Here is a 23,330-nt window from a genome sequence, read left to right on the forward strand (position 1 = left end):
GCTCAACGCGGGCCGAGAACCCCATTACCCCTTGGCTGTGGGGGACTCTTCCCTGGAGACCGCCTCGGCCGCCTCCTCCGCCGCCTTGGCGGCCACGTCGGTGGCCGTCTCCCTGGTGCGCCTGATGCCCAGAATGCTGATGAACAGCGCGGCGAAGATGGTCTGGAAGCTCATGATGAGCGCGGTCGCCGAGGGGACGACGATGCGCAGCGACTCGCGGGGGTCGAGCGCGCCGAAGCTGCGGACCTGCCAGTGCACCAGCGACATCACCAGGCCGACCAGACCGGCCAGGGCCAGCAGGCCGCCGACGACCAGGCCCTTCTCCAGTGTCACGATGCTGATCAGCTTGCGGATGCGTGGCGACTCGGGCAGGAAGCCCTCCTCGGCCGCGTAGACCTTGGTGAAGAGCGCGAACAGCGCCGCCTGGAAGCCGATCACCACCGCCGCCGACGCGCCGACCAGGGTGTCGACGTCGAAGGCCAACTCGCCGATCTTCACCGGGCCGAACGTCAGTGCGGCGCCCACGACCAGGCCGAGCGTCATGAGCACCAGGCCGGGGATGAAGAAGAGCCACTTGGGGCTGTAGAGCAGCAGGAAGCGCAGGTGGCGCCAGCCGTCGCGCCACGAGCGCAGGTGCGGGGGGCGCGAGCGGCCGTCGGGCGAGAGCGTGGTGGGCACCTCGCGCACGTCGAGGCCCTGCAGCGTGGACTTCACCACCATCTCGCTGGCGAACTCCATGCCGCCGGTCTGCAGCCCGAGGCGCAGGATCGAGTCGCGGCGGAAACCACGCAGCCCGCAGTGGAAGTCGCCGATCGCGCTCGGGAAGAACAGCCTGCCGACGAACGACAGGACCGGGTTGCCGAGGTAGCGGTGCAGCGGGGGCATGGCGCCCGGGGCGATGCCGCCCTTGAAGCGGTTGCCCATCACCAGGTCGGCGCCGTCACGCAACTGCTCGACGAACGGCAGCAGCGCGGTGAAGTCGTAGGAGTCGTCGGCGTCGCCCATGATGACGTACTTGCCACGGGCGGCGCGGATGCCGCCCATGAGGGCGTTGCCGTACCCCTTCTCCTCGACGTGGACCACGCGGGCCCCCGCGTCGCGCGCCAGCTGCTGAGAGCCGTCCGTGCTGCCGTTGTCGGCGATCAGGACCTCGCCCTCGATGCCGTGCTCTTCCATGCACGCAACAGCCTTGCGCACGCAGACTTCCACGGTCTCCGCCTCGTTGAGGCAGGGCATGACCACCGTCAGTTCCACGTCTCCGACCCTTCAGTCACAGCACTTCCCAAGTCAACCATCATGCCCTGTGCCCCGACATGGTCGGGTCAAGTCCTCGAAACGACTGGCATTCTGGAGTGGAATAGTCGCCGAAAAGCTCGATGATATGATCGAGACGCTCGGCACTGTCGCACGCTGGGCCTACCGGCCCACTGGCAGGATGTGACGCCTGTGGCGCACAGGAGATCCGGTCCTCTGCAGCGCTATCAGTGGAGGTCAAAGCATGGTGAGCGTTGCCGAGAGAACGCGTGTCGAGCCTTCCGTCCCAGGACGTAAGGCTCGTTTGCTGTCGTATGTGAGCAGGCATCGCGTTTTCGTCACCGCCTTCGCGCTCGGCGCGTTGCTGCGGCTGATCGCCATGCTCGGCTACAGCCCGGCGATGTGGTTCAACGACTCCTACGAGTACGTCTCGGTGGCGCTGCACCCCAGGCCGAGCGCCGTCAGACCCGACGGCTACAGCTTCTGGCTGATGCTGTTGCAGCCCTTCCACAGCTTCACCCTGGTGGTCTTCACCCAGCACCTCATGGGCCTGGCCACCGGCGTGCTGATCTACGCGCTGCTGCGCAGGAAGTTCGCGCTGCCCAAGTGGGGCGCGACGCTGGCGGCCGTCCCGGTGCTGTTCGACGCCTACCAGATCCAGCTCGAGCAGCTGGTGATGTCCGACACGATGTTCACGCTGCTGGTCGTGGGCGTCATCACGCTGGTGCTCTGGCACCGGCGCATGTCGTGGAAGGTCGGCGCGGTCGTCGGGTTCCTGCTGGCGCTCACCGCGCTGACCCGCTCGATCGGCCTGCCGATCCTCGGCCTGGTGGTCGTCTACATGCTGATCAAGCGCGCCGGCTGGAAGCCGATCGCCGCGATGGTCACCGCCTGTGCGATCCCGGTCGTCGCCTACATGAGCTGGTTCTATGTAACTTTCGGCAAATTCGCCATGACCAACAGCGACGGGCTCATCCTCTACATGCGCGTGTCGATCTTCGCCGACTGCGCCAAGATGGACCTCGACCTGCCTCGCGAGCTGCCGCTGGCCTTCATGTGCATCGAGGAGCCCGTCGAACAGCGGATGGGCTACGCGCAGTGGTACCTGTGGGGCACCGGTCAGGGCAACGCGAACCCGGGCGGCGAGGTCCTGCACCGGCTGCCCGGCAAGGTGAAGTTCGACGACTTCAAGAACGAGCTGGCCGGCGAGTTCGCCAAGCGGGCGATCCTCGCCCAGCCCGCCGACTACCTCCAGGTCGTCGCGCGCGACTTCATGCGGGCCTTCACCTGGGGCCGGCCGCGCTTCCCCGACGCGAAGACCTTCAACATGTACCAGTTCCGGCCCTATTACGACCTCGACGCGAACGGCAGGCCACAGCGGCTGCCGCATTGGGCGACCGTGGGTGGCTTCGCCGACACCGACGCGTTCATGTACGAGCAGGGCCCCGCCGAGACCAGGATCGTCCACCCGTGGGCCGACATCATGAGCGCCTATCAGAAGGTGTTCTACCTGCAGGGCGTCATGCTCGGCGGCATCCTGCTCGTCGGCCTGGCGGGGGCGGTGGTCAGGTGGCGCAGGTTCGGCGGTCCCGTGCTGCTGCCGTGGCTGGGGGCGTTCGGGCTGATCCTGGCGCCGGCCGCCACGGCCGAGTTCGACTACCGCTACCTGCTGCCCGCCGTACCTCTGGCCTGCGTCGCGGCGGCGATCACGCTCAGGCACGGGATCAGGCTGCGCCGCCGCGTCGCGGTCACACCCACGAGCGCATCAGCATCCGAGCCCACCACTGTGCGTACGTGATCGTCTCGGCGCTCAGCACCGGGTAGAGCCAGCCGAAGTTGATCAGCACGACCAGCGCGGAGGCGCCGACGACCGCCGCGCCTGCGGCCCGCCTGACCGGCGGGGCGTCCGTGGGGCCGAGGATGAGCCCGGCCACGAGCACGATCGCCAGCACCATGAACGGCACGACGGGGATCATGTAGAACAGGTACATCGTCCTGTTGTCGGCGATCGCGTAGTAGAACCAGGGCAGCCAGCCCGCGCAGTAGCCGAGCAGCACCGCCCCTCCCCGCCAGTCGCGGCCGGCGACGTACCACGCGACGATCGCCGGCAGCGCGAGCACCGCCAGGTACCAGAGGGCGGGCGTGCCGACGCCGAGCACCGCGGAGGAGCACTTGTCCGCTCCGCAGCCGGTGGGCGGCGGGTCGCTGGGATAGTAGAAGGACACGGGCCGCTGCAGCAGCGGCCACTGCCACGGCTCCGACTGGTAGGGATGCGGCGTCTCCATGCCGGTGTGGAAGCCCAGCACCTGGAGCTGGTAGCTCAGCCACGAGCGCAGCGAGTCGACGACGAAGAAGGCCGGCCCGGCGCTCGTCGCCTGCTCCCAGTTGCGTCCCCAGCCCTCCGCCTTCACGAACCAGCCGGTCCAGCCGGCCAGGTAGACCACCGCGGGGGTCAGGGCCAGCGCGCCCAGCGCGCCGGTCAGATCCCGCAGCACCACCCCCCTGTACGGCTCCCGCAACCCGAGCGCGCGCCGCGCCCCCGCGTCCCACAGCAGCGACATGACGGCGAAGGCGATGAGGAAGAAGACGCCCGACCACTTGACCGCGCACGCCGCGCCCAGGCACACGCCCGCCGCCAGCCGCCACGGCCTGACGCCCAGCCACGGGCCCGTCGGAGTCGGCAGGGAGTGCTCGTACCAGTCGGACAGCCGCTGCCTGGCGTGGTCTCGGTCGACCACCAGGCAGGCGAACCCGGCCAGCACCCAGAACATCAGGAAGATGTCGAGCAGCGCGTTGCGGGAGAGCACGAAGTGCAGCCCGTCCAGCGCGAGCAGCAGGCCCGCGAGGCAGCCCAGCATCGTCGAGCGGGTCATCCTGCGCGCCACCCTGGCGATGATGAGGATCGACAGCGCGCCCACCAGCGCGCCGGCGAAGCGCCAGCCGAAGGGAGTCAGGCCGAACAGCCACTCGCCCACCGCGATCATCCACTTGCCCAGCGGCGGGTGCGCGACGTACTCCGCGCACGCCTCCACCGTCGGGCACTTCTTCCAGAAGTCGAGATCGCCCGCGATGATCATGCGGTCGGCGATCGGGTTCTTCTCGTCGCCGAGTGACATCCGTTCGGCGCCGAACAGGAGCAGCGAATAGGCGTCCTTGATATAGAACGTCTCGTCGAAGACGACGGCGTGCGGCTCGCCGAGCCGAAAGAAACGGAGAAACGCCCCGAAGGCGGTGACCAGCAGCGGCCCCACCCATCCCCACAGCGTGTCAACCGGCATGGGGGGAACTAGTCGCCTATTGAGCACCTTCGGCACTTTATGGCGTTGGCGATCTCCTGTGAACCGCGTCATACAGTTCTCGTTTGGCCATGCCCGACTCCTTGGCGACGTCCACCACGGCCTGCTTGCGCTGCACTCCCCCGGCCACCCGCCGGTCCACCTCGGCGACGAGCGCGTCGAGGTCAGGCGGTCCCGCGTCGGGCACGTGACCCGCGACGACCACGGTGATCTCGCCCTTGACGCCGGCCGCCGCCCAGTCGGCGAGCTCGGCCAGGCCGCCCCGCCGTACCTCCTCGTAGGTCTTGGTCAGCTCGCGGCAGACGGCGGCCTGCCGGTCGGGGCCGAAGGCCTCCGCCATCGCGCGCAGCGACGCCTCCAGGCGGTGCGGGGCCTCGAAGAAGACCATCGTGCGCTCCTCGGCGGCCAGCGCGGCGAGCCTGCGGGAGCGCTCGCCGGCCTTGCGCGGCGGGAAGCCCTCGAAGCAGAACCGGTCGCTGGCCAGGCCCGAGACCGCCAGCGCGGTCGTGACAGCGGACGGGCCGGGCAGCGCGGTGACGGTGATGCCCGCCTCGACGGCCAGGCTGGTCAGGCGGTAGCCGGGGTCGGAGACGCCGGGCATGCCCGCGTCGGTGATCACCAGCACCGTCCTGCCGTCCTTGAGCGACTCCAGCAACTCGGCCGCGCGGGCGGCCTCGTTCTGGTCGTAGTAGGACACCACGCGGCCGCCGATCTCCGCGCCGAGGTCGTTGGCCAGCCTGCGCAGCCGTCTGGTGTCCTCGGCCGCCACCACGTCGGCGCTCTCGAGGGCGTCACGTAGTCTCGGTGACACGTCGCCGACCTGCCCGATCGGCGCACCCGCCAGCACCAGCCTGCCCTGTTCTCTCACCTGACCATTGTGTCAGGCAGCCCTAAATGGGCGGTGTTTCTTACGTAACCACCGCGTTGGGGCCCCTACGATGTCCGAATGGCCGTGACCGACTTCCCGCAGAAGGCCTTCTCCGAGCCGGAGGGCGAGCCCGAGCGTTCTCTACGCGACCGGCTGATCCCCGCCATGCCCGGCAGCGTGCTGTGGGGGTGGGTCGGCCCGCTGGTCGTGGCGCTGTTCGGAGCGGTGCTCCGCTTCGTCGACCTGGGCCGGCCGAAGGCCGTGGTCTTCGACGAGACCTATTACATGAAGGACGCCTACTCCCTGCTCACCTGGGGAGTCGAGCGCGTCACGGTCAAGGACGCCGACAAGCTCATCCTCGCCGGCGACGCGGCCCGGATCTGGAAGCAGTGCGCGGCCGACAAGATCGGCGAGTGCGCCTCCTACGTGGTCCACCCGCCGCTGGGCAAGTGGATGATCGCGGCGGGCGAGTGGCTGTTCGGGCTCAACCCGTTCGGCTGGCGGGCTGCGGCGGCCTTCGTCGGCGCGCTGTCCATCCTGATCATCGCCAGAGTCGCGCGCAGGATGACCCGCTCCACGCTCCTCGGCTGCTTCGCGGGGCTGATGCTCGCGCTCGACGGGCTGCACTTCGTGCTCTCCCGTACGGCGCTGCTCGACATCTTCCTGATGTTCTGGGTGCTGGCCGGATTCGCCTGCCTCATCGTCGACAGGGATCAGGCCAGGTCGCGCCTGGTCGACTGGTACGAGACCTCCGCGCTGTCCAACCGGGGCCCCCACCTCGGGCTCAGGCCGTGGCGTCTGGCGGCCGGGCTGTGCCTGGGCGCCGCGTGCGCGGTCAAGTGGTCGGGCATCTTCTTCCTCATCGCCTTCGCGATCATGTCGCTGATCTGGGACATGGGGGCGCGCAAGGCGGTCGGGCTGCGCAGGCCGTACACAGGGGCCTTCGAGAAGGACGTGCCCACCGGACTGCTGGCGACGGCGGTGGCCCCGGCGCTGGTCTACCTGGCCAGCTGGACCGGCTGGTTCGTCAACGCCACCGGCTACGGGCGCAACTGGACCGAGGCCACCTCGCAGGGCCCTGCCTACTTCGTGGTCAACTCGATCGGGTCGTGGATCGACTACCACCTCCAGGTGCTCGGCTTCCACAACCAGCTCGACTCCACCCACCCCTACCTGTCCGAGCCGTGGTCGTGGCCGCTCCTGCTGCGGCCCGTCGCCTTCTTCTACGAGGGCAGGCAGAACGTCTGTGGCGTCAAGGACTGCTCGGAGGCGGTGCTCGGCGTCGGCACCCCCGTCATCTGGTACGGCGCGCTCGCCGCCCTGATCGCGATGGTGGCCTGGTACGTCTCGACCCGCGACTGGCGAGCCGGCGCCGTCCTGCTGGCCTACCTCATGGGCTGGCTCCCCTGGTTCTACTGGGCGATCGCCGACAACCGGACGATGTTCCTGTTCTACGCCGCCCCGATGGTGCCGTTCATGGTGCTCGCTCTCACGCTGGCCGCCGGGCTCATCATCGGGCCCTCGACCGCCTCGCCCTCCCGCCGGATGGTCGGCGCGGCCGTCACCGGCGCCTTCGCGCTGCTCGCACTCATCAATTTCGGCTGGCTGTACCCCGTCCTGGCGGGCGAGGTGATCCCCTATGTCGATTGGAACGCCCGCATGCTGTTCAAGTCCCGGTGGATATGAGTTCGGCTACCGATCGCTTAGCTCCGGTTTCGTAGGGTAGGCGCCGTGCAAGACCCAATACGCAGCGGTTTCGGTCATCGTCAGGGCTGGGGTCCATACGGCAAACTTCGAGGCATGCCTGCACCGGACGTGGCCGCGCTTCTCGTGGAATTGGAGCGCTCCGAGCCCGAGGTGGCCGACGAGGCCAGGACCGCGGTGGAGTGGCTGACCGGCGGCGAACCGCTCGAGACAGTCACTCAGCTCGACGTGTGCGAATTCCTCTGGTACACCCTCCCGATCAAGGTCGACGGCTCGTGGGAACGGGTCGCCACCGCTCTCGGACGGCTGCTCAGCCTGGGCGGCCTCGACCGGTATGCCGCTTTGTGCGTCTCCCCAACGACAAAGGAGATCCTGGACACCTACGAACGCGAGGGCGAGGAGGCGGGCACCACCGCCTACCAGCGGGCGCTGAAGGCCACGGGCGTGCTCCCTCCCGACGTGCCCGAGCTGCAGTGGAGCACGATCATGGGCCCCGAGGAGCTGGGCGCCCATGTCGCCTGCTCGGCGGCGCTCGAACTGGCCATGTTGACCGGCGCGGAGTTCGACGGCCAGGTCGGCCTCACCAGGCGCTGGCTGACCGAGGCCCGGCCCGAGCTGGGCGGCGACAGCTGGCTGCACAGGGTGCAGGGCGAACGGCTCAACCGCTGGGTGCTCGGCCGGGGGCCGGCCAGGCGCGAGCTGGCCCAGCCCTACGAGGTACGGCTGCACGCCCCGGTCCCCGCCGAGCCGCTCCCCGCGCTGCAGGGCCTGCTGGCGCTGGCCGCCTCCGAGGGGGGCGTGCCGCTGCGCCTGCCTCCCTCGCCCGAGGCGATCGCGCTGCGGGAGCTGGCCGAGAACGAGCTCGGGGCGATCCGCAGGTTCGGCACCCGGCTGGTGATCACCGCCGAGGGCCGGAAGCTCCTCGGCTCACCCGAGCTGCTGTGGGAGACCGCGACGGGCCTGCTGCTGGCTCCAGGAGATCACGAGCTGTCGGTGTCGGCGGGCGAGGCGGCGTTGCTGCTGCTGGCCTCCGGCGACCCGATGCCGTGGCCCGAGCTCTGCGCGAGGGTCTCCGAGGTGATCGGCGGCGAGGGCTGGCGCCCCGACGACATCGCGGGCACGCTGGCGACGCTCCTGCGCCAGATCACGGCGCTGGGGCTGGGCGTCAGCCTCGACGGATCCATACGGCTGACGCCGGTGGGGCGGTCGGCGGCGCTGGCGGCCCTGCGGGCGCACGCGCTGCGTCCGCGCAAGTACGTCAGCGTCTAAATGTCCTTTCTGCGGGCAGTGGGATCCCGTGTCGGATCCCACTCCCCCCGGCCATGACGCCGCCTCCTCGCCGGGCCCCGCGGACGCCAAGGGTTCCTCGGGTCGCCTCGATCCGTCAGCTCCTTCCAGGCACGTCGATCCGGGTTCCTCCCGGCGGGATACCAGGCCGCCATGGCCGAACCCGTTCGTCTTCGGGTTCGTCGGCGCGCTCGGCGTCCTCACCGCGTGGCTGCTGGTCCAGGCGATCGCGACCGCGGGGTCCATGCTGCTGCTGATCGTCGTGTCACTGTTCCTGGCGATCGGGCTCAACCCCGCCGTGGAGTTCCTGAGGGCGCACAACCTTTCCAAGCCTCTGGCGATCACGGTCGTGTTCCTGGGCGTGATCCTGGTCTTCATCGGCTCGGGCGTCGCGCTCGTGCCGCCGCTGACCGAGCAGAGCGCCGAGTTCGTCCAGCGCATCCCCGGCTACGCCCGCCAGCTGCAGGCCAATCCGACCATCCGCGAGCTGGACGAACGCTTCCAGCTCCTCCAACGTCTGGTCGAGTACGTGAGCAGCGGCGCGTTCGGCTCCCAGCTGTTCGGCGGGCTGCTGGGCTTCGGCCAGGTCGTCATCGGGGCGATCTTCAACGCGCTGACCGTGCTGGTCCTGACCCTTTATTTCCTGGGGTCGATGGCGTCGATGAAGGAGGCCGGCTACCGGCTGGTCCCCAGGTCCCGGAGGGTGCGCGCCAAGCTGCTCGGCGACGCGGTCATCGAGAAGATCGGCGGCTACGTCGCGGGCAACCTGGTCATCTCGCTGATCGCGGGGCTGACGACGTTCTTCTTCCTGATGATGCTGCGCGTGCCGTACGCGCTGGCGCTGGCCATGATCGTGGCGGTGACGGACCTGATCCCCCTGGTCGGGGCGTTCATCGGGGCGGTGGTCGCCTCGGCCGTCGGATTCTTCGTCTCGGTGCCCGTGGGCATCGGATGCGTGATCTTCTTCATCGTCTACCAGCAGATCGAGAACTACTGGATCGCGCCGCGCATCATGCAGTCGTCCGTGGACGTGCCGCCGGTCGCCACGATCGTGGGCGCCCTCATAGGCGGGGCGCTGCTCGGCGTGATCGGGGCGCTGCTGGCCATCCCGCTCGCCGCGGCCCTGCTGATCATCGTCCGCGAGGTGGTGCTGCCCCGGCAGGAACAGGTCTGACTCGCTCTCAAGAGGGAGTCGAGGGATCGCCCGTTCCGGCGATCACACGGCGGCGCCGTTTCGCGAGGATTCTCGGCATGAAGCCCCTCGCGTTCATCGCCGCCCCCCTGTTCGTTCTCGCCTACGGCCTCCTCCGCCTCGTCGACGGCCTGGACGGCGAGCGCGGTCCCGGATTCGCCTGGACCGCAGGCCACCTGGCCTTCCTCGCCGCCCTGGCGCTGTTCGTCCCGATCTTCCTGGAGCTGCGCCGCATGGCGGGCAAGGGGGCGCTCGCCACGACCGGCGTCGTGCTCGCCTTCGTCGGCATCGCAGCCGTCGGCGCCCAGTTCGTCATCGACGTCGTCGTCGGCTTCCTGTCCGCCGACCACGCGGCGATGGGCGAGTACTTCGACAGGGTGCAGGCGATCCCCGGCGTCGAGTTCGCGATCTACAACGGCCTGCCGTTCCTCTTCTACCTCGCCCAGGCGGCACTGATCATCCAGCTGGCCGCGCAGGGCAAGGTCAAGGCCTGGACGCCCGTGCTGGTCGTGCTCGACTTCGCGCTGCCGATCGTCGACCGCGACTTCATCCCCCTCGGCGCCATCTGCCTGCTGATCTCGTTCCTGCCCCTGGCCCGCCAGGCCGGCCGCAGGTCAGCGCACGCCCTGGCCGCTTAGCCGCCTGGGCCTGCTCCGCGAGACGCCCACGCCGACCAGGCAGAGCAGGCCGCCCAGCAGGGTCAGCCAGCCGGGCACCTCTCCCAGCACCGCCCATGACATCAGCACCACGAGCGCGGGCGTCAGGTAGGTGGTGGCGCCCATCTTCCCCGACGTCGTCCTGGCCAAGGCGTAGGCCCAGGTGGTGAAGGCCAGGGCGGTCGGGAAGACCCCGAGATAGACCACGTTCAGGGTGGCTCCGAGCGAGGCCACGGGGGCCTCCTCGATCAGCTGCCCGGCGAACGGCAGGCACGCCACCGTGCCGACGACGCAGCCGAACGTCGTCACCTGCAAGGCGCTGGCGTGGCGCAGGGCGGGCTTCTGGAAGACGACGCCCACGCCGTACGAGACGGCCGCCAGCAGGCACAGCAGCACCCCGGCCACCGACGAGCCACCGCCCTCGGACATCGACAACCCGACGACCGCCGCGCCCGCGAACGACACCGCGAGGCCGGCGAAGAGGGCGCGGGGGAAGCCCTCCTTGAGCAGCCAGCCACCGAGGAGGGCGATGACGATGGGACCGATGTTGACGACCATGGCCGCGGTGCCCGCGTCGACGAGCTGCTCGCCCCAGTTGAGCGCCACCATGTAGAGGCCGAACCACAGCACGCCCGAACCGAGGATTCCGGGCCACGCCGCTCTGGGCGGAAGCCCACCGCCCCGCACCAGCCAGATGATCACCAGGACGGCCGAGCCGGCCAGGAGCCGCCCCAGGGCCAGCGCTCCCGGGCTGTACTCCGCTCCCGCGCTGCGGATTGAAACGAATGCCGAGGCCCAGAGCACGACGGTGATGCCAGCTGCGGCGAGCGCCTTCGAGTCCATTCCGCACACAATAGAGAACAGCTCGGACATTTCGGTCATCCGGCCACGGGTAATTGTTCGATCATCCAAGCACGGGCAATGATTCGGTCACCCCGGCTTCGGTCACCCGGCCACAGACAATGGTTCAGTCACCCGGCTTCGGTCACCCGGCCACGGGCAATGGCGAATCCGGCCAGCACCGGGTCACGGCCGAGGGTGCGATGTTCCTCCAGCGACAGGCCGCACGACTCGAGGAAGGCGGCGACGCGGGTGGTGTCGATCCCGAACTTGAACGGCTCGCCGACGACCCTGACCGCGAGCCTGGCACAGCGGATGAGCAGCGAGCGCTCCGCCAGGTAGTCGAACGCCACCACCCCGCCGATGCGGGCGATCGTCCGCAACGTCCGCTCCACCGCCGCCCTGTCCAGGTACATCGTCACCGACTCCCACAGGAAGAAGCTCGGCCGGCCAGGATCGAAACCCGCCTCGACGAGCCGTTCGAACCAGTCGTCCTTCTCGAAGTCGGCGGGCACGAAGACGACACCTGCCGGGTCCACCCCCGCCCTTCTCAGCGCCTCCCGCTTGAACGCCTGGGACCTCGGCGTGTCGATCTCGAAGCACCGCAGCCGCCGCCGGTACCCGCGGGTGTCGAGCCCCGCGCCGAGCACCACCACCTGGTCGCCCAGGTGCGGCTCGAGCGCCTCGTCGAAGAAGGTCGTCCTGGCCGCGGGCTGGTGCCAGATGGGCGGCGCCCCCGGGTGGGGGTAGCGGTAGATCCTCGGCACGTGCCCGGTCAGCCGATGCGCGACCAGCGTGGGGGTGGTCGCCAGCCTGAGCCCTGGCCGGGAGACGTTGGGGAGGACGGCCATCAGCCTGTCGCACGGCTCGTCGGGCCTGACGCCCAGCTTGTGCTGCATCCAACGGGTGTAGAAGGAGGCCAGCACCGTGGCCGACACGCCGGTCCTTCGGGTGTAGAGGACCAGCTTGACCACCCAGAGGAGGTAGCCGAGGACGGCGGGCGGCAGCAGAACCGCCTGGACGAGACGGAAGGCGATCGGCGTCATCCGTGGCATCCCTCCTCTCCGCTGCCAGGCTAACCTTCCCGCTCGGGAAGGGATCGTCCGGCCGTCTGCGGTCACCCTAGGGAGGGGAAGTTCCATGCCCATCAACGACGGAGCCGGTTGGTCCTCATATCCACCCAGGGGAGGCGGCCATCTGCCGACCGGGGTCGGCACGAACCTGGAAGCCCTGGCCTGACGACACGACCGTCGATCTCGCACACGGCCTGGCCTTCCGCCAGCGCGTACAGACGACCGAATGCGCCGCCGTACGCGTCGTCAGGACGGATCTCGAATCGGGCGCCCTGCCACTGTCCATCCAGAGGCCGCCGCCCACCGATCTAGGTCGTCAGGCAGGTGTCGGCCGGAATTGCGGCCTTCCTGGAGGTTATTTATAGGCGAGCACGCGGATGACGCTTACGTGGACGCCGATGACGATCGTCCATTAGATTATGGTCCCGCCCATAACCGGAGGTTCCGAGCACCGAATCGGAGCATGCCTGTCGCGGTTCCCCGATCGTCGCTGAAGCTGTGTCGCCCATTTACTGAGCACATGGAAGGTGTATCGAGTGCCCGACGGCAACCCCCCGAGCCCGACATATCCGGACTCATCCGCGAGTCCCTCACCCAGCGACTCCGCGACGCCGAGTCCTTCGCCGAGTGGCTCCGGATCGTCCAGTCCGTCGCCGAGCGGCTCCGGATCACCCAGTCCGTCCCCCAGCGGCTCCGGCTCTCCGAGCCCGTCACCGAGCTCTTCGACCGGCACCCCGAGTCCCTCTCCATCGGATCTGTCCCCGTGCCCGCATGATCCCCCGTGCCGGATTCGTCCGTGCCTGCCGCCGGACAGACTGGGCCGTCCGCAGGGCCCTCTTTTGCCTGGTCCTGACGATCACGTTCCTACCTCGCGGCCCACTGAGCCCGTCCCAGATGACAAGGATGGCTTTGCGGCACGAACCGACAAGATCGTCGCATTCGCCGACGTGATGCTTGATGCCGCGACGAACGTCGGCGCGATCAAGGCCAAGACGCCCACGGTAGAAGACTGGGGATGGTTTGACGCCCCCCGCATCATTAGCCCTCTTCTCACCAGGCTCAACGGCTATATCGGGGAATGGGTCTCAGCCGCGGGAACCCTGGAGCGAGTACTCAAGGACGACGCGCCGAAGCTCATCAGCGTGGCGAAGAGGTACCGCGACGCCGACGATGACGCCAAAGCAGCTTTCAATCAGATCAAGGTGCCTTAGATGCCGACCCCCTCAGGCAGGCCGCCCAGGCCGCACCACGTCAGCCCCACCGTACGGGCCGCCCAGAACCGTGCGGCACGTGCAGCTCAGCTGGCCGGACGTAACCAGGTCAAGGTCGACCCGGACTTCTTCAAGAGAGTAATAAACCTGGTCAAGACCCACAATCGGCCGATCCTTGCGGGGCTGGCCGCGTCTGGCCTGGCCGTCGCAGGCGCTGCGATGGTCGTTGCCGCCGTGGGGAACGCGTCCGACCCTCGGCAGTTCTTCGAGGACCGGAGCATGTGGAACGAGATGCTGGGCGATCTCAAGCTCAGCGCCTGGGATGTGTGGATCAGCTTCTTCAGCCTGATCTCGCCGTACTGGGTGGGACACGCGTCGGAGACGGTCCAGCGCTATCTCCGGTTCGAGTTGATCGGCATGTTCGACGAGCTCGGTCGCGTCGCCACGGAGATGAGCACCACCATGACCAGCCTGGCCTGGGATGTCGTGGAATATGATCTGAAGCTCGTTTCGCTGCTGGTGGTGGCCGGCACCGCCTTCAAGGCCCTGCTGCCGTTCAGGGCGAGTCCGGTTGGCAGGCTCGCCCTGGGGGCGACTGCCGTCACGTTCCTCTCGCTGCTCGCGAGCCTGTTGCAGGAGTTCGCCGGCAAGATCAAAGCACTCGACCTCAAGCTGGAAACTCTCGGCCACAAGATCTTTGAACTTCGAGGGCTCTTCTCCGTGGGAGAGGACAAGTTGCATCTGCAAGCGCCGGGCACCGACCCCGACCTCTGGGAGCCCGTCACAAAGGAACCTCGTGAAGCACACTGACGCTTTCAGCGCGGGCAACGGGGAGGATCTCCCAGGGCTGTTCCGCGAGGTCGAACGTCTGGCCGACGCGTTCGCGGGCGGGATGCGCGAGGCGGAGGAGCGGCGGGTGACCGGTGCCGACGGCACCGGCCGGGTGGTGGCCACGGTGTCGGGCACGGCGCAGCTCCTCGACGTGCGCATCGACCACCGGGCGATGCGCGACCTCGACCACGTGGAGCTGAGCCAGGCCGTACTGGACGCGGTCAGAGCGGCCCGCGAGGCCGCGGCGGAGGGACTGACCGAGATCCTGGGCAGCATGAACGGCGGTCGGCCGCAGCCAGACCCGGAGGACAATCCGCTCACGGGTTACCTCGACGCGATGCTGCGGGAGGCCGAGCATGGATGAGGACAGGCTGCGGATGGTCACAGAGCACCTGGAGCGGCTGGAGCGGCTGTCGGCGACTCAGGCCGAGACCGCGGCGGCGGCGGAGCAGCTGGCGACGCGGGAGTTCACCGGGAAGTCCGACAAGGGCGGGATCGTGGCGACGGTGGACGGGGCGGGAAACCTGCTCGCCATCGACATCAGCCAGCTGAGCAAGCGGCGGCACGACGGCGTGACGCTCGGCGACGCGGTGCTCGAGGCGATCCACGCGGCCGAGCAGGCCGCGGCGGAGGCGAGGACCGCGCTGATGGGCGACCTGGGCGCGGGCCTCGGCCTGGGCGACCTGTTCGGTGATGCCCAGCAACTCTTCGGCGGAGGCAGGACAGACCTGCGGTAGGCGACGCACGCACGGTCCAAAGGAGCTTCGCCGCCAAGCCGCGAGAAAAGCACCCCAGCAACTCGGCGACGAATAGCATCCCGCCGGAGTGGCTCCCCGATTGGCTCCCGCTGCTGTACCGATGACCGAGACGGTCTATCGCAAGCAACTCAGGCCCGTGCTTCCAGAGGGCGCCGAGGCGATGAACCGGATCTTCCTCGTCTTCCCCTTCCTCGTAGCCTTCGTCGGGGACCTCAAAGCAAATGACGTCCCATCCATGATCGCGATCGTGGGCGTGGGGCTGGGATGCCTTCTGACCGCAATCGTCGTAGCGATCAACGACCGCTGGCCGCACTGACCAGGAACACGTCGTACTCACGGCAACAAAAAGGCCGCCTCTGATCACTCGTGGACGATGAGAACCTTCATCAGGCGGTCTTTCCCTTTGAGCGGTTGGCAGCGGCGCCCACTGCGACGGCGTTGGCGGTGACGATCACGGCGATGGCCACCCACGAGGCCAATTCGAGGTGCTGGCCGAGGACCAGCATGCCGGCCAGGGATGCGAACACCGGGTTGACGCTCATGAAGACCCCGAAGAAGTGGGCGGGGACCCTGCGCAGCGCTAGAAGGTCGGCGAGGAACGGCACCGCGGAGGACAGCACGCCTGCGGCCAGCGCGCACAGCAGGGCGCCGACGGTGGGCTGGTGGAGCCACAGCACGACGGCCCCGACGGGCAGGTAGAGCAGGCCGGAGACGGCTGCGGCGGCGGCCGATCCCTGCAAGCCGGGCAGGCGCTCGCCCACGGTGCGGTTGAGCAGGATGTAGCAGCCCCAGCAGACGGCGGCCAGCAGCGCCAGGCCAATGCCGAAGTAGTCGGTACTGGGCCGGGGCCGGGTGAGGACCACCACGGCCGCCGCAGCAGCGAGAGCGCACGCCAGGTCGATACGGCGGCGGGAGCCGGCCAGCGCCACGGCGAGAGGGCCCAGGAACTCCAGGATGACCGCGAGGCCGAGCCCGATCCGGTCGATCGCCGTGTACAGCGTCAGATTCATCGTCGCGAACACCACGGCGAGCCCCAGCACCGGACGCCACTGCGCAGCGGTGAACGAGCGCAGCTGGGGCCGGCCGGCGCTCGTGTCGTTGCTCTCGGACTCGGGCGTCCCGCTGGAGAACATCTCCCGCCTGGTGGGGCACAGCAACACGACGGTGACAGAGACGGTCTACCGCAAGCAACTCCGGCCCGTGCTTCTGGAAGGTGCGGAGGCGATGGATCGGATCTTCCGCAACGCGTGACATGGGCGCCATCATGGAGGCTCCAATCGCCACGAAGGACGACTATTGAACCGGAGTAGCAGAGCGCATGGGTTAGTGATCGTTGGATGGGTCATCCTCACCTTCGCCGCCTTGGCGGCCTTCCTAGGAGGCGCAGGGGCGAACGCTGCCCCAGCCGTGATCGCGATCGTAGGTGTGGGACTGGGATTCCTTCTGACGGCAGTCGTCGTAGCGATCAACGACCGTTGGCCGCGCTGACCAGGGACACGTAGTCACTCAGTTAGTCACCCGGCAACGCAAAAGGCCGCCTCTGATCTCTCAGAAGCGGCCTTTGAGCTGGGTGGAGATGAGGGGATTCGAACCCCTGACCCCTTCGATGCGAACGAAGTGCGCTACCGGACTGCGCTACATCCCCAACGACCTCGATTAGATTAGCAAACTTCCAGGAGTCCTCGCGCCACAGTCTCTCAGTCCCCCACCGCCCGCCGGGGCGGGTCCGCGTACTGATCGAAGAGAACGTCCGGCTGCCGGAACTCCAGGATCTCCGCCTCCGCCTGCTCCGCCGCCAGCGCCTCAGCGCGCTGTCGCTCCCGCAACCTGCGCAGACGCGCCGCGCGTGCCTCCACGGCGCGCTGCCTGCGCTCCCTGTCGACCCCTACGGCCATGCGCAGCACGGTGAGGTAGCCCGCCATGAGCACCCCGGCCGGAGCCACTCCCCACCAGGGGATCACCTGGACCGCGGCGGTCACCACGGAGGCCAGGATCAGCAGGGTGGAGAAGAACAGCATCCGCCTGCGGCGCGCTACGATGATCGCTCGGCGTCGGGCGCGGAGCCTGCGCAGGTCCACGGACTGGCGCTGGAGGTCGCTGAGCGTGTCGTCGGAGAGCGGGGCGTAGTCCGCCTCCACCGGCTCCGGGTCCTCGACGGGAGGGGCGGCGGAAGTGGCGGACATCACGGGGACGGGCCCTGTCACCTCGGCCGCGTAGAACTCCTCGAGCTCGGCCAGGTTGCTGCGGTCCCTGCGCAACCACATCGGAACGAGGACGCACAACCACATGACCACGATGGCGAGGTAAAGCAACACGCTGCTCACGGCCACCTCCGAGCGCCGAGCAGAGCCGCACGAAGCGCCCCGGAGATCGCGGGAACCGCCCTGAGGGCAGCATGAAGACGCATACGTGCTCTTGGCGTCTTCGATGTGCTCACGTCACGCACCGTAAGACCGCGTGTCACTAATTGACGAGCATTCGGTGCGGTGTGTCGCGAGATCGTCAAACCTCTTCATGTGATGAACCGGCGCGACGCCACTGGACGAGCAACCCCCGAGGGACGTCTTCCACGGTCAGCGCGTAGCAGATGTGGTCACGCCAGGCTCCGTCGATGTGGAGTTGACGCCGACGGATCCCTTCTTCCCTGAACCCGAGCTTCTCAACCACTCTGCGGCTGGCGTGATTCTCGGGACGGATGTTCGCCTCGATCCGGTGGAGGCCGGTGGTGAAGAAGCAGTGGTCGACCGCCATGGCCAGCGCGGTGGGGGTGATGCCGCGCCCGGCCAGCGCGCCGTCGATCCAGTAGCCGACCTGCGCGGAGCGCGCCGAGCCCCAGACGATGGCGCCCACGGTCAGCTGTCCGGCGAAGCGGCCCTCGTAGGTGATGACCCAGGGCATGGAGAGTCCCTGGCGGGCCTCTCTGCGCAGCATGGTGACCATCGAGAGGTACGGCCCGAGCCCGGTCCTGAACAGGGGCGTCTCGGGATTGCTCGGCTCCCACGGGCGTAGCCACTCGGCGTTGCGCAGGCGGGTGTCGCGCCACACCCGCACGTCGCCAAGGCGTAGCGGGCGCAACCCCACCGGCCCCTCTGTCAGGGTCACCGGCCAGCCACGTAGTCGATCCACATCTCTCATCATCCCCCGAAGACGCGGCAGGCCGCCATGGATCGGGGCCAGGTCAGCGTGGGTGGTCGCCGCCGCGGATCTGGTCGACGGCGTGGCCGAGGATGGGGGCGAGGACGGCCACGCCGTCCCGCACGCCTCCCGACGATCCGGGCAGGTTGACGATCAGGGTGCCGTCCGCCTGTCCGGCCAGCCCGCGCGACAGGACCGAGGTGGGCACCTGGTCGCGGTTCGCCTGCCTGATGGCTTCCGCGATGCCAGGAATCTCGCGAGAAATGACCTTGGCCGTCATCTCCGGCGTGAGGTCCTGGGGGGTCAGCCCCGTCCCGCCGGTCGTGACGATCACGTCGTAACCCTGGGCGACCCCGGCCCTGAGGGCCTCCTCCACCGGCGTGCCGTCGGGCACCACGACAGGTCCGGTCACCGTGCAGCCCGCGTCGGAGAGCAGCGAGGCCAGGAGGGGTCCTGACTTGTCGGCGTAGATGCCGGCGGAGGCGCGGTTGGAGGCGGTGATGACGAGCGCGCGGATCAAGGACGTCTCCAGAGCCCGGTCTTCCCGCCGGTCTTCTCCTCCACCCGCACGTCGGTGAGCACGGCCGCCGGGTCCACCGCCTTCACCATGTCGATGAGGGCGAGCCCCGCCACGGTGACCGCGGTCAGCGCCTCCATCTCGACGCCCGTCCGGTCGGCGGTCTTCACCACGCAGGTGATCTCCACCCCGGAGTCGACCACGGCGAGCGTCACCGACACGCCGTGCAGCGCGATCGGGTGGCACAACGGGATGAGGTCGGGCGTGCGCTTCGCGCCCATGATGCCCGCGATGCGGGCCACGCCGAGCGCGTCGCCCTTGGGCACCTCGCCCGAGCGCAGCAGCGCGACGACCTCCTCCGAGAGCACGACCCGCCCCGTGGCGGTGGCCGTGCGGACGGAGACGTCCTTGCCCGCGACGTCGACCATGCGCGCGGCGCCGGTCTCGTCGAGATGCGTGAAACCACTCATATCCGAATCACCTGTACAGAAGCCCCTGAGGGCACGTCGGTCACCTGCTCGGGCACCATGATGAGGCAGTTCGCCGAGGCGAGCGCGGCCAGCTGGTGCGAGCCCTGCCCGTGCACCGGCGTCACCGTGCCGTCGTCGGCCAGCACGCCGCGCAGGAACGAGCGCTTCCCCTCGGGCGAGCGCAGCGGCTCGAGGAGGTGGGCCTGCCGGGTGACGGGCGGTCCCGCGGGCAGGCCGCGCATCTTGCGCAGCGCCGGCCGTACGAACAGCTGGAAGGAGACGTAGGACGACACCGGGTTGCCGGGCAGGGTGAAGATCGGGACGTTGTCGTCGCCGACGACGCCGAAGCCCTGCGGCATGCCGGGCTGCATGGCGACCTTCTCGAACTTGACGGTGCCGAGCGGGCCGAGCGCCTCCTTCACCGGCTCGTAGGCGCCCATGGAGACCCCGCCGCTGGTGATGACCGCGTCGGCGCGCACGAGCTGGGCGTCGAGCTGGTCGAGGAAGGCCGCGGGGTCGTCGGTCACCGTGCCCGCGCGGAAGCCGTCGCCACCGGCCTCGCGGACGGCCGCGGTGAGGGTGAAGCTGTTGGAGTCCCAGATCTGGCCCGGGCCCAGCGGGGTGCCGGGCTCGACCAGCTCGGCGCCGGTCGAGAGCACGACGACGCGCGGGCGCGGGCGCACCCAGACGCGGCGGCGTCCGGTGCCCGCGATGATGCCGAGCTGGGCGGCGCCGATCGTGCTGCCGGGTTTGAGCACGACCTCTCCGGCCTGCACGTCCTCCCCCGCCCGCCGTACGGCGTTGCCCTCGGGCACGGCGCGGTGGATGCGCACGGTGGCGGTGCCGCCGTCGGTCCACTCCACGGGCACGACCGCGTCGGCGCCCGCCGGCAGCGGCGCGCCCGTCATGATGCGGACGGCGTGCCCCTGGCCGATCGCCCTGAGCTCGCCCGACCCCGCCGCGATGTCGTCGATGACGGGAAGCGTCACCGGCGCGGAGGCGACGTCCGCCCACCGTACGGCGTAGCCGTCCATCGCGGAGTTGTCGAAGGGCGGCAGCGGCACCGGGGAGGAGACCTCCTCCGCCAGCGTCGTGCCGAGCGCCCGCTCGAGCTCGACCTCGAGCGGGGCCAGCGTGCGCACCGTGGCGAGGATGTCGGCCAGGTGCGCGTCAACTGATTTCATCGAGGAACTCACGCAGCCACGGTACAAAGTCCGGGGCGAGATCCTCACGATCGGCGGCGAACCTCACCACCGTGCGCAGGTATTCGAGCTTGTCGCCCGTGTCGTAGCGGCGGCCGCGGAACAACACGCCGTGCACGGGGCCGCCCGCCTCGTTGCCGCGCCCGGCCAGCGTGCGGAGGGCGTCGGTGAGCTGGATCTCGCCGCCCCTCCCGGGCGGGGTGTTCTCCAGCACCTCGAAGACGGCGGGGTCGATCACGTAGCGGCCGATGACCGCCCAGTTGGACGGCGCCTCGTCGACCGGTGGCTTCTCCACCAGGTCGGTGACGCGCACGACGTCGTCCTCGGAGGTCGGCGAGATGGTGGCCACGCCGTACAGGGAGACCTGCTCCTTGGGCACCTCCATCAGCGCCACGACGCTGCCGCCGTAGGTGTCGCGCACCTCGATCATGCGCTTGAGCAGGTGGTCGCGGTAGTCGATCAGGTCGTCGCCGAGCAGGCAGGCGAAGGGATGGTCACCGACGTGCTGCTTGGCGCAGAGCACGGCGTGCCCGAGGCCCTTGGGCGCGCCCTGCCGTACATAGTGCAGGGTCGCCAGCGAGGCAGGCTCGAGGACCTGGGAGAGCCGTTCCTCATCGCCCTTGGCCTCAAGGGCGCCTTCGAGCTCGAACGCGCGGTCGAAGTGGTCTTCGATGGAGCGCTTGTTCTTGCCGGTCACCATCAGCACGTCGAGGAGCCCGGCGGAGGCGGCCTCTTCGACGACATACTGGATCGCGGGCTTGTCGACGATCGGCAGCATCTCCTTGGGAGTTGCCTTGGTCGCCGGGAGGAACCGGGTGCCCAGACCCGCGGCGGGCACGACGGCTTTCGTCACAGGGTCGAAGTCAGCCATACAGGCGACCCTACTGGAGGTATCTGTGGACAAGCTGAACCTGCGCCGCAAGCTGATGGAGCAGCGTGCCGCCCTTCCCGAGCAGAAGCGGCGGGAGAACGCCCGGCGGATCCGCGAAACGCTGCTCGACCAGCCCTGGGTGCAGATGGCCGGACTGGTCGCGTGCTACTGGTCGATCGGCGACGAGCCGGACACGCACGGGCTGGTGTTCGCGCTGTGGAAGCACGGGGCGACGGTGATGCTGCCGGTGCTGCGCGACGACAACGACCTCGACTGGGCGGTCTACGACGGGCCCGACACGCTCGCGCCCGGCCGCTTCGGGATCATGGAGCCGGTCGACGCGCGCAGGGGCGTCGAAGCGATCCGCACCGCCGCGCTGGTGATCGTGCCCGCGCTGGCCGTCGACAGGACCACGGGTGTACGGCTGGGCCGCGGCGGCGGCTCCTACGACCGCGCGCTCGCCAGAGTGGGGCCGAACGTGCCGACGGTGGCGCTCCTGCACGACGGCGAGCTGATCGACGGGATCCCCGCAGAACCCCACGACCGCCGGGTCCGCTGGGCCCTGCATCCAGGCGGCCTTGTGAAAACGGACTAGCCAGGAGAGTACGCAACAATAGCCCTCAGGAAAGAGAGAGGGGGCCGGATGAAGCTCGACGTCTGGCTTCTTCTCGGGGCCGCCGTCGTCATCGCGGCCATCGCCTCGGTCAGGGTGGCGCACCTCAGCGGTCTGCCCAGCCTCCTGCTCTTCCTCGGCTTCGGACTCCTGCTCGGCGAGAGCGGATTCGGCATCCCCTTCGACGATCCGGAGATCGCCCAGCAGGTCGGCCTCGGCGCCCTGGCGCTGATCCTGGCCGAGGGCGGGCTCACCACGACATGGAGCCATGTCCGAAAATCCGTGCCGACCGCGATGGCCCTCGCCACACTCGGCGTGGCGGTCAGCATCGTCGTCGTGGCGCTGGCCGTCCAGGGTCTGCTGGGCGCCGACTGGCGCAGCGCGCTGATCCTCGGCGCGGTCCTGGCCTCCACCGACGCCGCGGCGGTCTTCTCCGTGCTGCGTCGCCTCCCGCTGCCCACCAGGCTGTCGGGGATCCTCGAGGCGGAGTCCGGCTTCAACGACGCGCCCACGGTCATCGTGGTCGTGCTGCTCAGCCAGGCGGGCAGGCCCGTGCCGAGCGTGGGCGAGTTCGTCCTCCACGCGGTGATGGAGCTGACGATCGGCGCGGCGGTGGCGGGGCTGCTGGGTCCGATCGGCGCCTACGCGCTGCGCCGCGTGGCGCTGCCGGCCTCCGGTCTCTATCCGATCGCGGTGCTGGCGCTCACCTTCGTCGCGTACGGCGGAGCCGTCCTCCTGCACGGTTCGGGGTTCCTCGCCGTCTATCTGACGGCGCTGATCCTCGGCAACGCCAGGCTGCCGCACCGCGTGGCCACCCGCGGTTTCGCCGAGGGCGCGGCGTGGCTGGCGCAGATCGGCCTGTTCGTCATGCTCGGCCTGCTGGCCAGTCCCGGCGACATGCCGGTGGACGTCGTGCCGGGTCTCATCGCGGGAACGGTCCTGGTGCTGCTGGCCAGACCGCTGTCGGTGATGGCCTGCGCCTTCCTGATCAAGCTGGTCCGCCTCGACGGCGTCAACTGGCGCGAGCAGGCCTTCCTGTCGTGGGCGGGGCTGCGCGGCGCGGTCCCGATCGTGCTGGCCACGATCCCGTGGGCGCGGGGCGTGGGCGAGGCCGAGCACCTGTTCAACCAGGTCTTCGTCATCGTGATCGTGTTCACGCTGCTGCAGGGGCCGACGCTGCCCTACGCCGCCAGACTGCTCGGCGTGGCCGCCGAGGGCGAGGCGCGCGATCTCGACGTGGAGTCGGCGCCACTCGAGCAGCTGAACGCCGACCTGCTCCAGGTCAAGGTGCCGCAGGGCTCGCGCCTGCACGGCGTGGAGGTCTTCGAGCTCAGGCTGCCCGCCGACGCGGCCGTCACGCTGATCGTCCGCGAGGGCCGCACGTTCGTGCCCACGGCCACCACCAGGCTGAGAGCCGAGGACCAGTTGCTGGTGGTCGCCACGGCCGCCTGCCGCGACCAGGTCGAACGGCGGCTGCGGGCGGTCAGCCGCCGGGGCAAGCTGGCCGGATGGTACGGCGAGCGCGGTATGGAATGAGTCGCACCCAAGGAGC

26 protein-coding genes and 1 tRNA gene are annotated in these 23,330 nt (G+C 69.3%); 14 read left to right on the top strand and 13 right to left on the bottom strand.

Translation table 11 applies throughout. The annotated features are described in order from the left end of the window. Positions 1-24 precede the first annotated feature (24 nt). On the bottom strand, positions 25-1,254 hold the full coding sequence (locus H4W81_RS31230) for a glycosyltransferase (RefSeq protein WP_192778093.1): 1,230 nt from the start codon (positions 1,252-1,254) through the stop codon (positions 25-27). 316 nt (positions 1,255-1,570) lie between these two features. On the opposite strand from H4W81_RS31230, the gene H4W81_RS31235 reads away from it, so the two are divergent. Then, the gene (locus tag H4W81_RS31235; protein ID WP_318782068.1) at positions 1,571-3,052 is read left to right on the top strand and encodes a hypothetical protein; all 1,482 of its coding nucleotides are present in this window, start codon (positions 1,571-1,573) and stop codon (positions 3,050-3,052) included. Here H4W81_RS31235 and H4W81_RS31240 read toward each other — a convergent pair. Then, positions 3,003-4,532, bottom strand: a complete 1,530-nt coding sequence (locus tag H4W81_RS31240) for a dolichyl-phosphate-mannose--protein mannosyltransferase (RefSeq protein WP_225958877.1) — start codon at positions 4,530-4,532, stop codon at positions 3,003-3,005. The genes H4W81_RS31235 and H4W81_RS31240 overlap by 50 nt on opposite strands. Before the next feature lie 37 nt (positions 4,533-4,569). After that, positions 4,570-5,418, bottom strand: a complete 849-nt coding sequence (gene rsmI, locus H4W81_RS31245; RefSeq protein WP_192778096.1) for a 16S rRNA (cytidine(1402)-2'-O)-methyltransferase — start codon at positions 5,416-5,418, stop codon at positions 4,570-4,572. Positions 5,419-5,496: 78 nt separating this feature from the next. Here rsmI and H4W81_RS31250 point away from each other — a divergent pair, with 78 nt between their 5' ends. The 4 genes from H4W81_RS31250 to H4W81_RS31265 all read left to right on the top strand — a co-directional run bounded on the left by H4W81_RS31250 (position 5,497) and on the right by H4W81_RS31265 (position 10,239). Further along, entirely contained in the window at positions 5,497-7,104 is a 1,608-nt protein-coding gene (locus H4W81_RS31250) for a dolichyl-phosphate-mannose--protein mannosyltransferase (protein ID WP_192778097.1), read from the top strand. Positions 7,105-7,218: 114 nt separating this feature from the next. Continuing rightward, a complete protein-coding gene (locus H4W81_RS31255; protein ID WP_192778098.1) occupies positions 7,219-8,391 on the top strand; it encodes a hypothetical protein in 1,173 nt (390 codons plus the stop codon). A gap of 28 nt (positions 8,392-8,419) precedes the next feature. Continuing rightward, positions 8,420-9,583, top strand: a complete 1,164-nt coding sequence (locus H4W81_RS31260; protein WP_192778099.1) for an AI-2E family transporter — start codon at positions 8,420-8,422, stop codon at positions 9,581-9,583. Between the two features lie 77 nt (positions 9,584-9,660). Further along, positions 9,661-10,239 (top strand): hypothetical protein, encoded by a 579-nt coding sequence (locus H4W81_RS31265; protein ID WP_192778100.1) that lies wholly within the window; start codon positions 9,661-9,663, stop codon positions 10,237-10,239. On the opposite strand, the gene H4W81_RS31270 is transcribed toward H4W81_RS31265, so the two are convergent. Both H4W81_RS31270 and H4W81_RS31275 read right to left on the bottom strand, forming a co-directional pair. Next, on the bottom strand, positions 10,216-11,100 hold the full coding sequence (locus tag H4W81_RS31270) for a DMT family transporter (RefSeq protein WP_192778101.1): 885 nt from the start codon (positions 11,098-11,100) through the stop codon (positions 10,216-10,218). The two genes, H4W81_RS31265 and H4W81_RS31270, sit on opposite strands and share 24 nt — an antisense overlap. A gap of 128 nt (positions 11,101-11,228) precedes the next feature. Then, complete coding sequence (locus tag H4W81_RS31275) at positions 11,229-12,143, bottom strand: class I SAM-dependent methyltransferase (protein ID WP_192778102.1); 915 nt, start codon at positions 12,141-12,143, stop codon at positions 11,229-11,231. Between the two features lie 547 nt (positions 12,144-12,690). On the opposite strand from H4W81_RS31275, the gene H4W81_RS31280 reads away from it, so the two are divergent. From H4W81_RS31280 to H4W81_RS31305, 6 genes are all read left to right on the top strand, one after another. Then, the gene (locus tag H4W81_RS31280; protein WP_192778103.1) at positions 12,691-12,945 is read left to right on the top strand and encodes a hypothetical protein; all 255 of its coding nucleotides are present in this window, start codon (positions 12,691-12,693) and stop codon (positions 12,943-12,945) included. A gap of 172 nt (positions 12,946-13,117) precedes the next feature. Next, complete coding sequence (locus H4W81_RS31285) at positions 13,118-13,381, top strand: hypothetical protein (protein WP_192778104.1); 264 nt, start codon at positions 13,118-13,120, stop codon at positions 13,379-13,381. After that, complete coding sequence (locus H4W81_RS31290) at positions 13,382-14,191, top strand: hypothetical protein (protein ID WP_192778105.1); 810 nt, start codon at positions 13,382-13,384, stop codon at positions 14,189-14,191. After that, positions 14,178-14,576: a YbaB/EbfC family nucleoid-associated protein gene (locus tag H4W81_RS31295; RefSeq protein WP_192778106.1), complete on the top strand. Its 399-nt coding sequence runs from the start codon at positions 14,178-14,180 to the stop codon at positions 14,574-14,576. Before H4W81_RS31290 ends, H4W81_RS31295 begins: the two co-directional genes overlap by 14 nt. Then, positions 14,569-14,949: a YbaB/EbfC family nucleoid-associated protein gene (locus H4W81_RS31300; protein ID WP_192778107.1), complete on the top strand. Its 381-nt coding sequence runs from the start codon at positions 14,569-14,571 to the stop codon at positions 14,947-14,949. Before H4W81_RS31295 ends, H4W81_RS31300 begins: the two co-directional genes overlap by 8 nt. 121 nt (positions 14,950-15,070) lie before the next feature. Continuing rightward, complete coding sequence (locus H4W81_RS31305) at positions 15,071-15,286, top strand: hypothetical protein (protein WP_192778108.1); 216 nt, start codon at positions 15,071-15,073, stop codon at positions 15,284-15,286. A 70-nt stretch (positions 15,287-15,356) separates the two neighbouring features. Here the strand turns inward: H4W81_RS31305 and H4W81_RS31310 are convergent, their stop codons facing one another. Continuing rightward, positions 15,357-15,980, bottom strand: a complete 624-nt coding sequence (locus H4W81_RS31310; RefSeq protein WP_318782069.1) for an EamA family transporter — start codon at positions 15,978-15,980, stop codon at positions 15,357-15,359. A gap of 49 nt (positions 15,981-16,029) precedes the next feature. Here H4W81_RS31310 and H4W81_RS47785 point away from each other — a divergent pair, with 49 nt between their 5' ends. Next, positions 16,030-16,221, top strand: a complete 192-nt coding sequence (locus tag H4W81_RS47785; protein WP_225960924.1) for a site-specific integrase — start codon at positions 16,030-16,032, stop codon at positions 16,219-16,221. A 320-nt stretch (positions 16,222-16,541) separates the two neighbouring features. Here the strand turns inward: H4W81_RS47785 and H4W81_RS31315 are convergent. The 7 genes from H4W81_RS31315 to galU form a co-directional block, all read right to left on the bottom strand. Then, a tRNA-Ala gene (locus tag H4W81_RS31315) sits at positions 16,542-16,615 on the bottom strand. A 52-nt stretch (positions 16,616-16,667) separates the two neighbouring features. After that, positions 16,668-17,294, bottom strand: a complete 627-nt coding sequence (sepX, locus tag H4W81_RS31320) for a divisome protein SepX/GlpR (RefSeq protein WP_192778109.1) — start codon at positions 17,292-17,294, stop codon at positions 16,668-16,670. A 178-nt stretch (positions 17,295-17,472) separates the two neighbouring features. Next, positions 17,473-18,105, bottom strand: coding sequence for a GNAT family N-acetyltransferase (locus tag H4W81_RS31325; protein WP_192781154.1), 633 nt, complete (start codon positions 18,103-18,105; stop codon positions 17,473-17,475). A gap of 43 nt (positions 18,106-18,148) precedes the next feature. Beyond that, positions 18,149-18,625 (bottom strand): MogA/MoaB family molybdenum cofactor biosynthesis protein, encoded by a 477-nt coding sequence (locus H4W81_RS31330; RefSeq protein WP_225958878.1) that lies wholly within the window; start codon positions 18,623-18,625, stop codon positions 18,149-18,151. Further along, positions 18,622-19,092 carry a cyclic pyranopterin monophosphate synthase MoaC gene (moaC, locus tag H4W81_RS31335; protein WP_192778110.1) on the bottom strand — a complete coding sequence of 157 codons (471 nt, stop codon included), beginning with the start codon at positions 19,090-19,092 and terminating at the stop codon, positions 18,622-18,624. Before moaC ends, H4W81_RS31330 begins: the two co-directional genes overlap by 4 nt. Beyond that, positions 19,089-20,276: a molybdotransferase-like divisome protein Glp gene (gene glp, locus H4W81_RS31340; RefSeq protein ID WP_192778111.1), complete on the bottom strand. Its 1,188-nt coding sequence runs from the start codon at positions 20,274-20,276 to the stop codon at positions 19,089-19,091. Before glp ends, moaC begins: the two co-directional genes overlap by 4 nt. Further along, a complete protein-coding gene (gene galU, locus H4W81_RS31345; protein WP_192778112.1) occupies positions 20,263-21,165 on the bottom strand; it encodes a UTP--glucose-1-phosphate uridylyltransferase GalU in 903 nt (300 codons plus the stop codon). The genes glp and galU overlap by 14 nt, the downstream gene beginning before the upstream one ends. Before the next feature lie 25 nt (positions 21,166-21,190). Here galU and H4W81_RS31350 point away from each other — a divergent pair, with 25 nt between their 5' ends. Next, positions 21,191-21,760, top strand: coding sequence for a 5-formyltetrahydrofolate cyclo-ligase (locus tag H4W81_RS31350; protein ID WP_192778113.1), 570 nt, complete (start codon positions 21,191-21,193; stop codon positions 21,758-21,760). 48 nt (positions 21,761-21,808) lie between these two features. Further along, a complete protein-coding gene (locus H4W81_RS31355; RefSeq protein ID WP_192778114.1) occupies positions 21,809-23,314 on the top strand; it encodes a potassium/proton antiporter in 1,506 nt (501 codons plus the stop codon). Positions 23,315-23,330 lie beyond the last annotated feature (16 nt).

Origin of the sequence: Nonomuraea africana, from assembly GCF_014873535.1 — a bacterium.
In the GTDB taxonomy this organism is placed as follows: Bacteria; Actinomycetota; Actinomycetes; order Streptosporangiales; family Streptosporangiaceae; genus Nonomuraea; species Nonomuraea africana.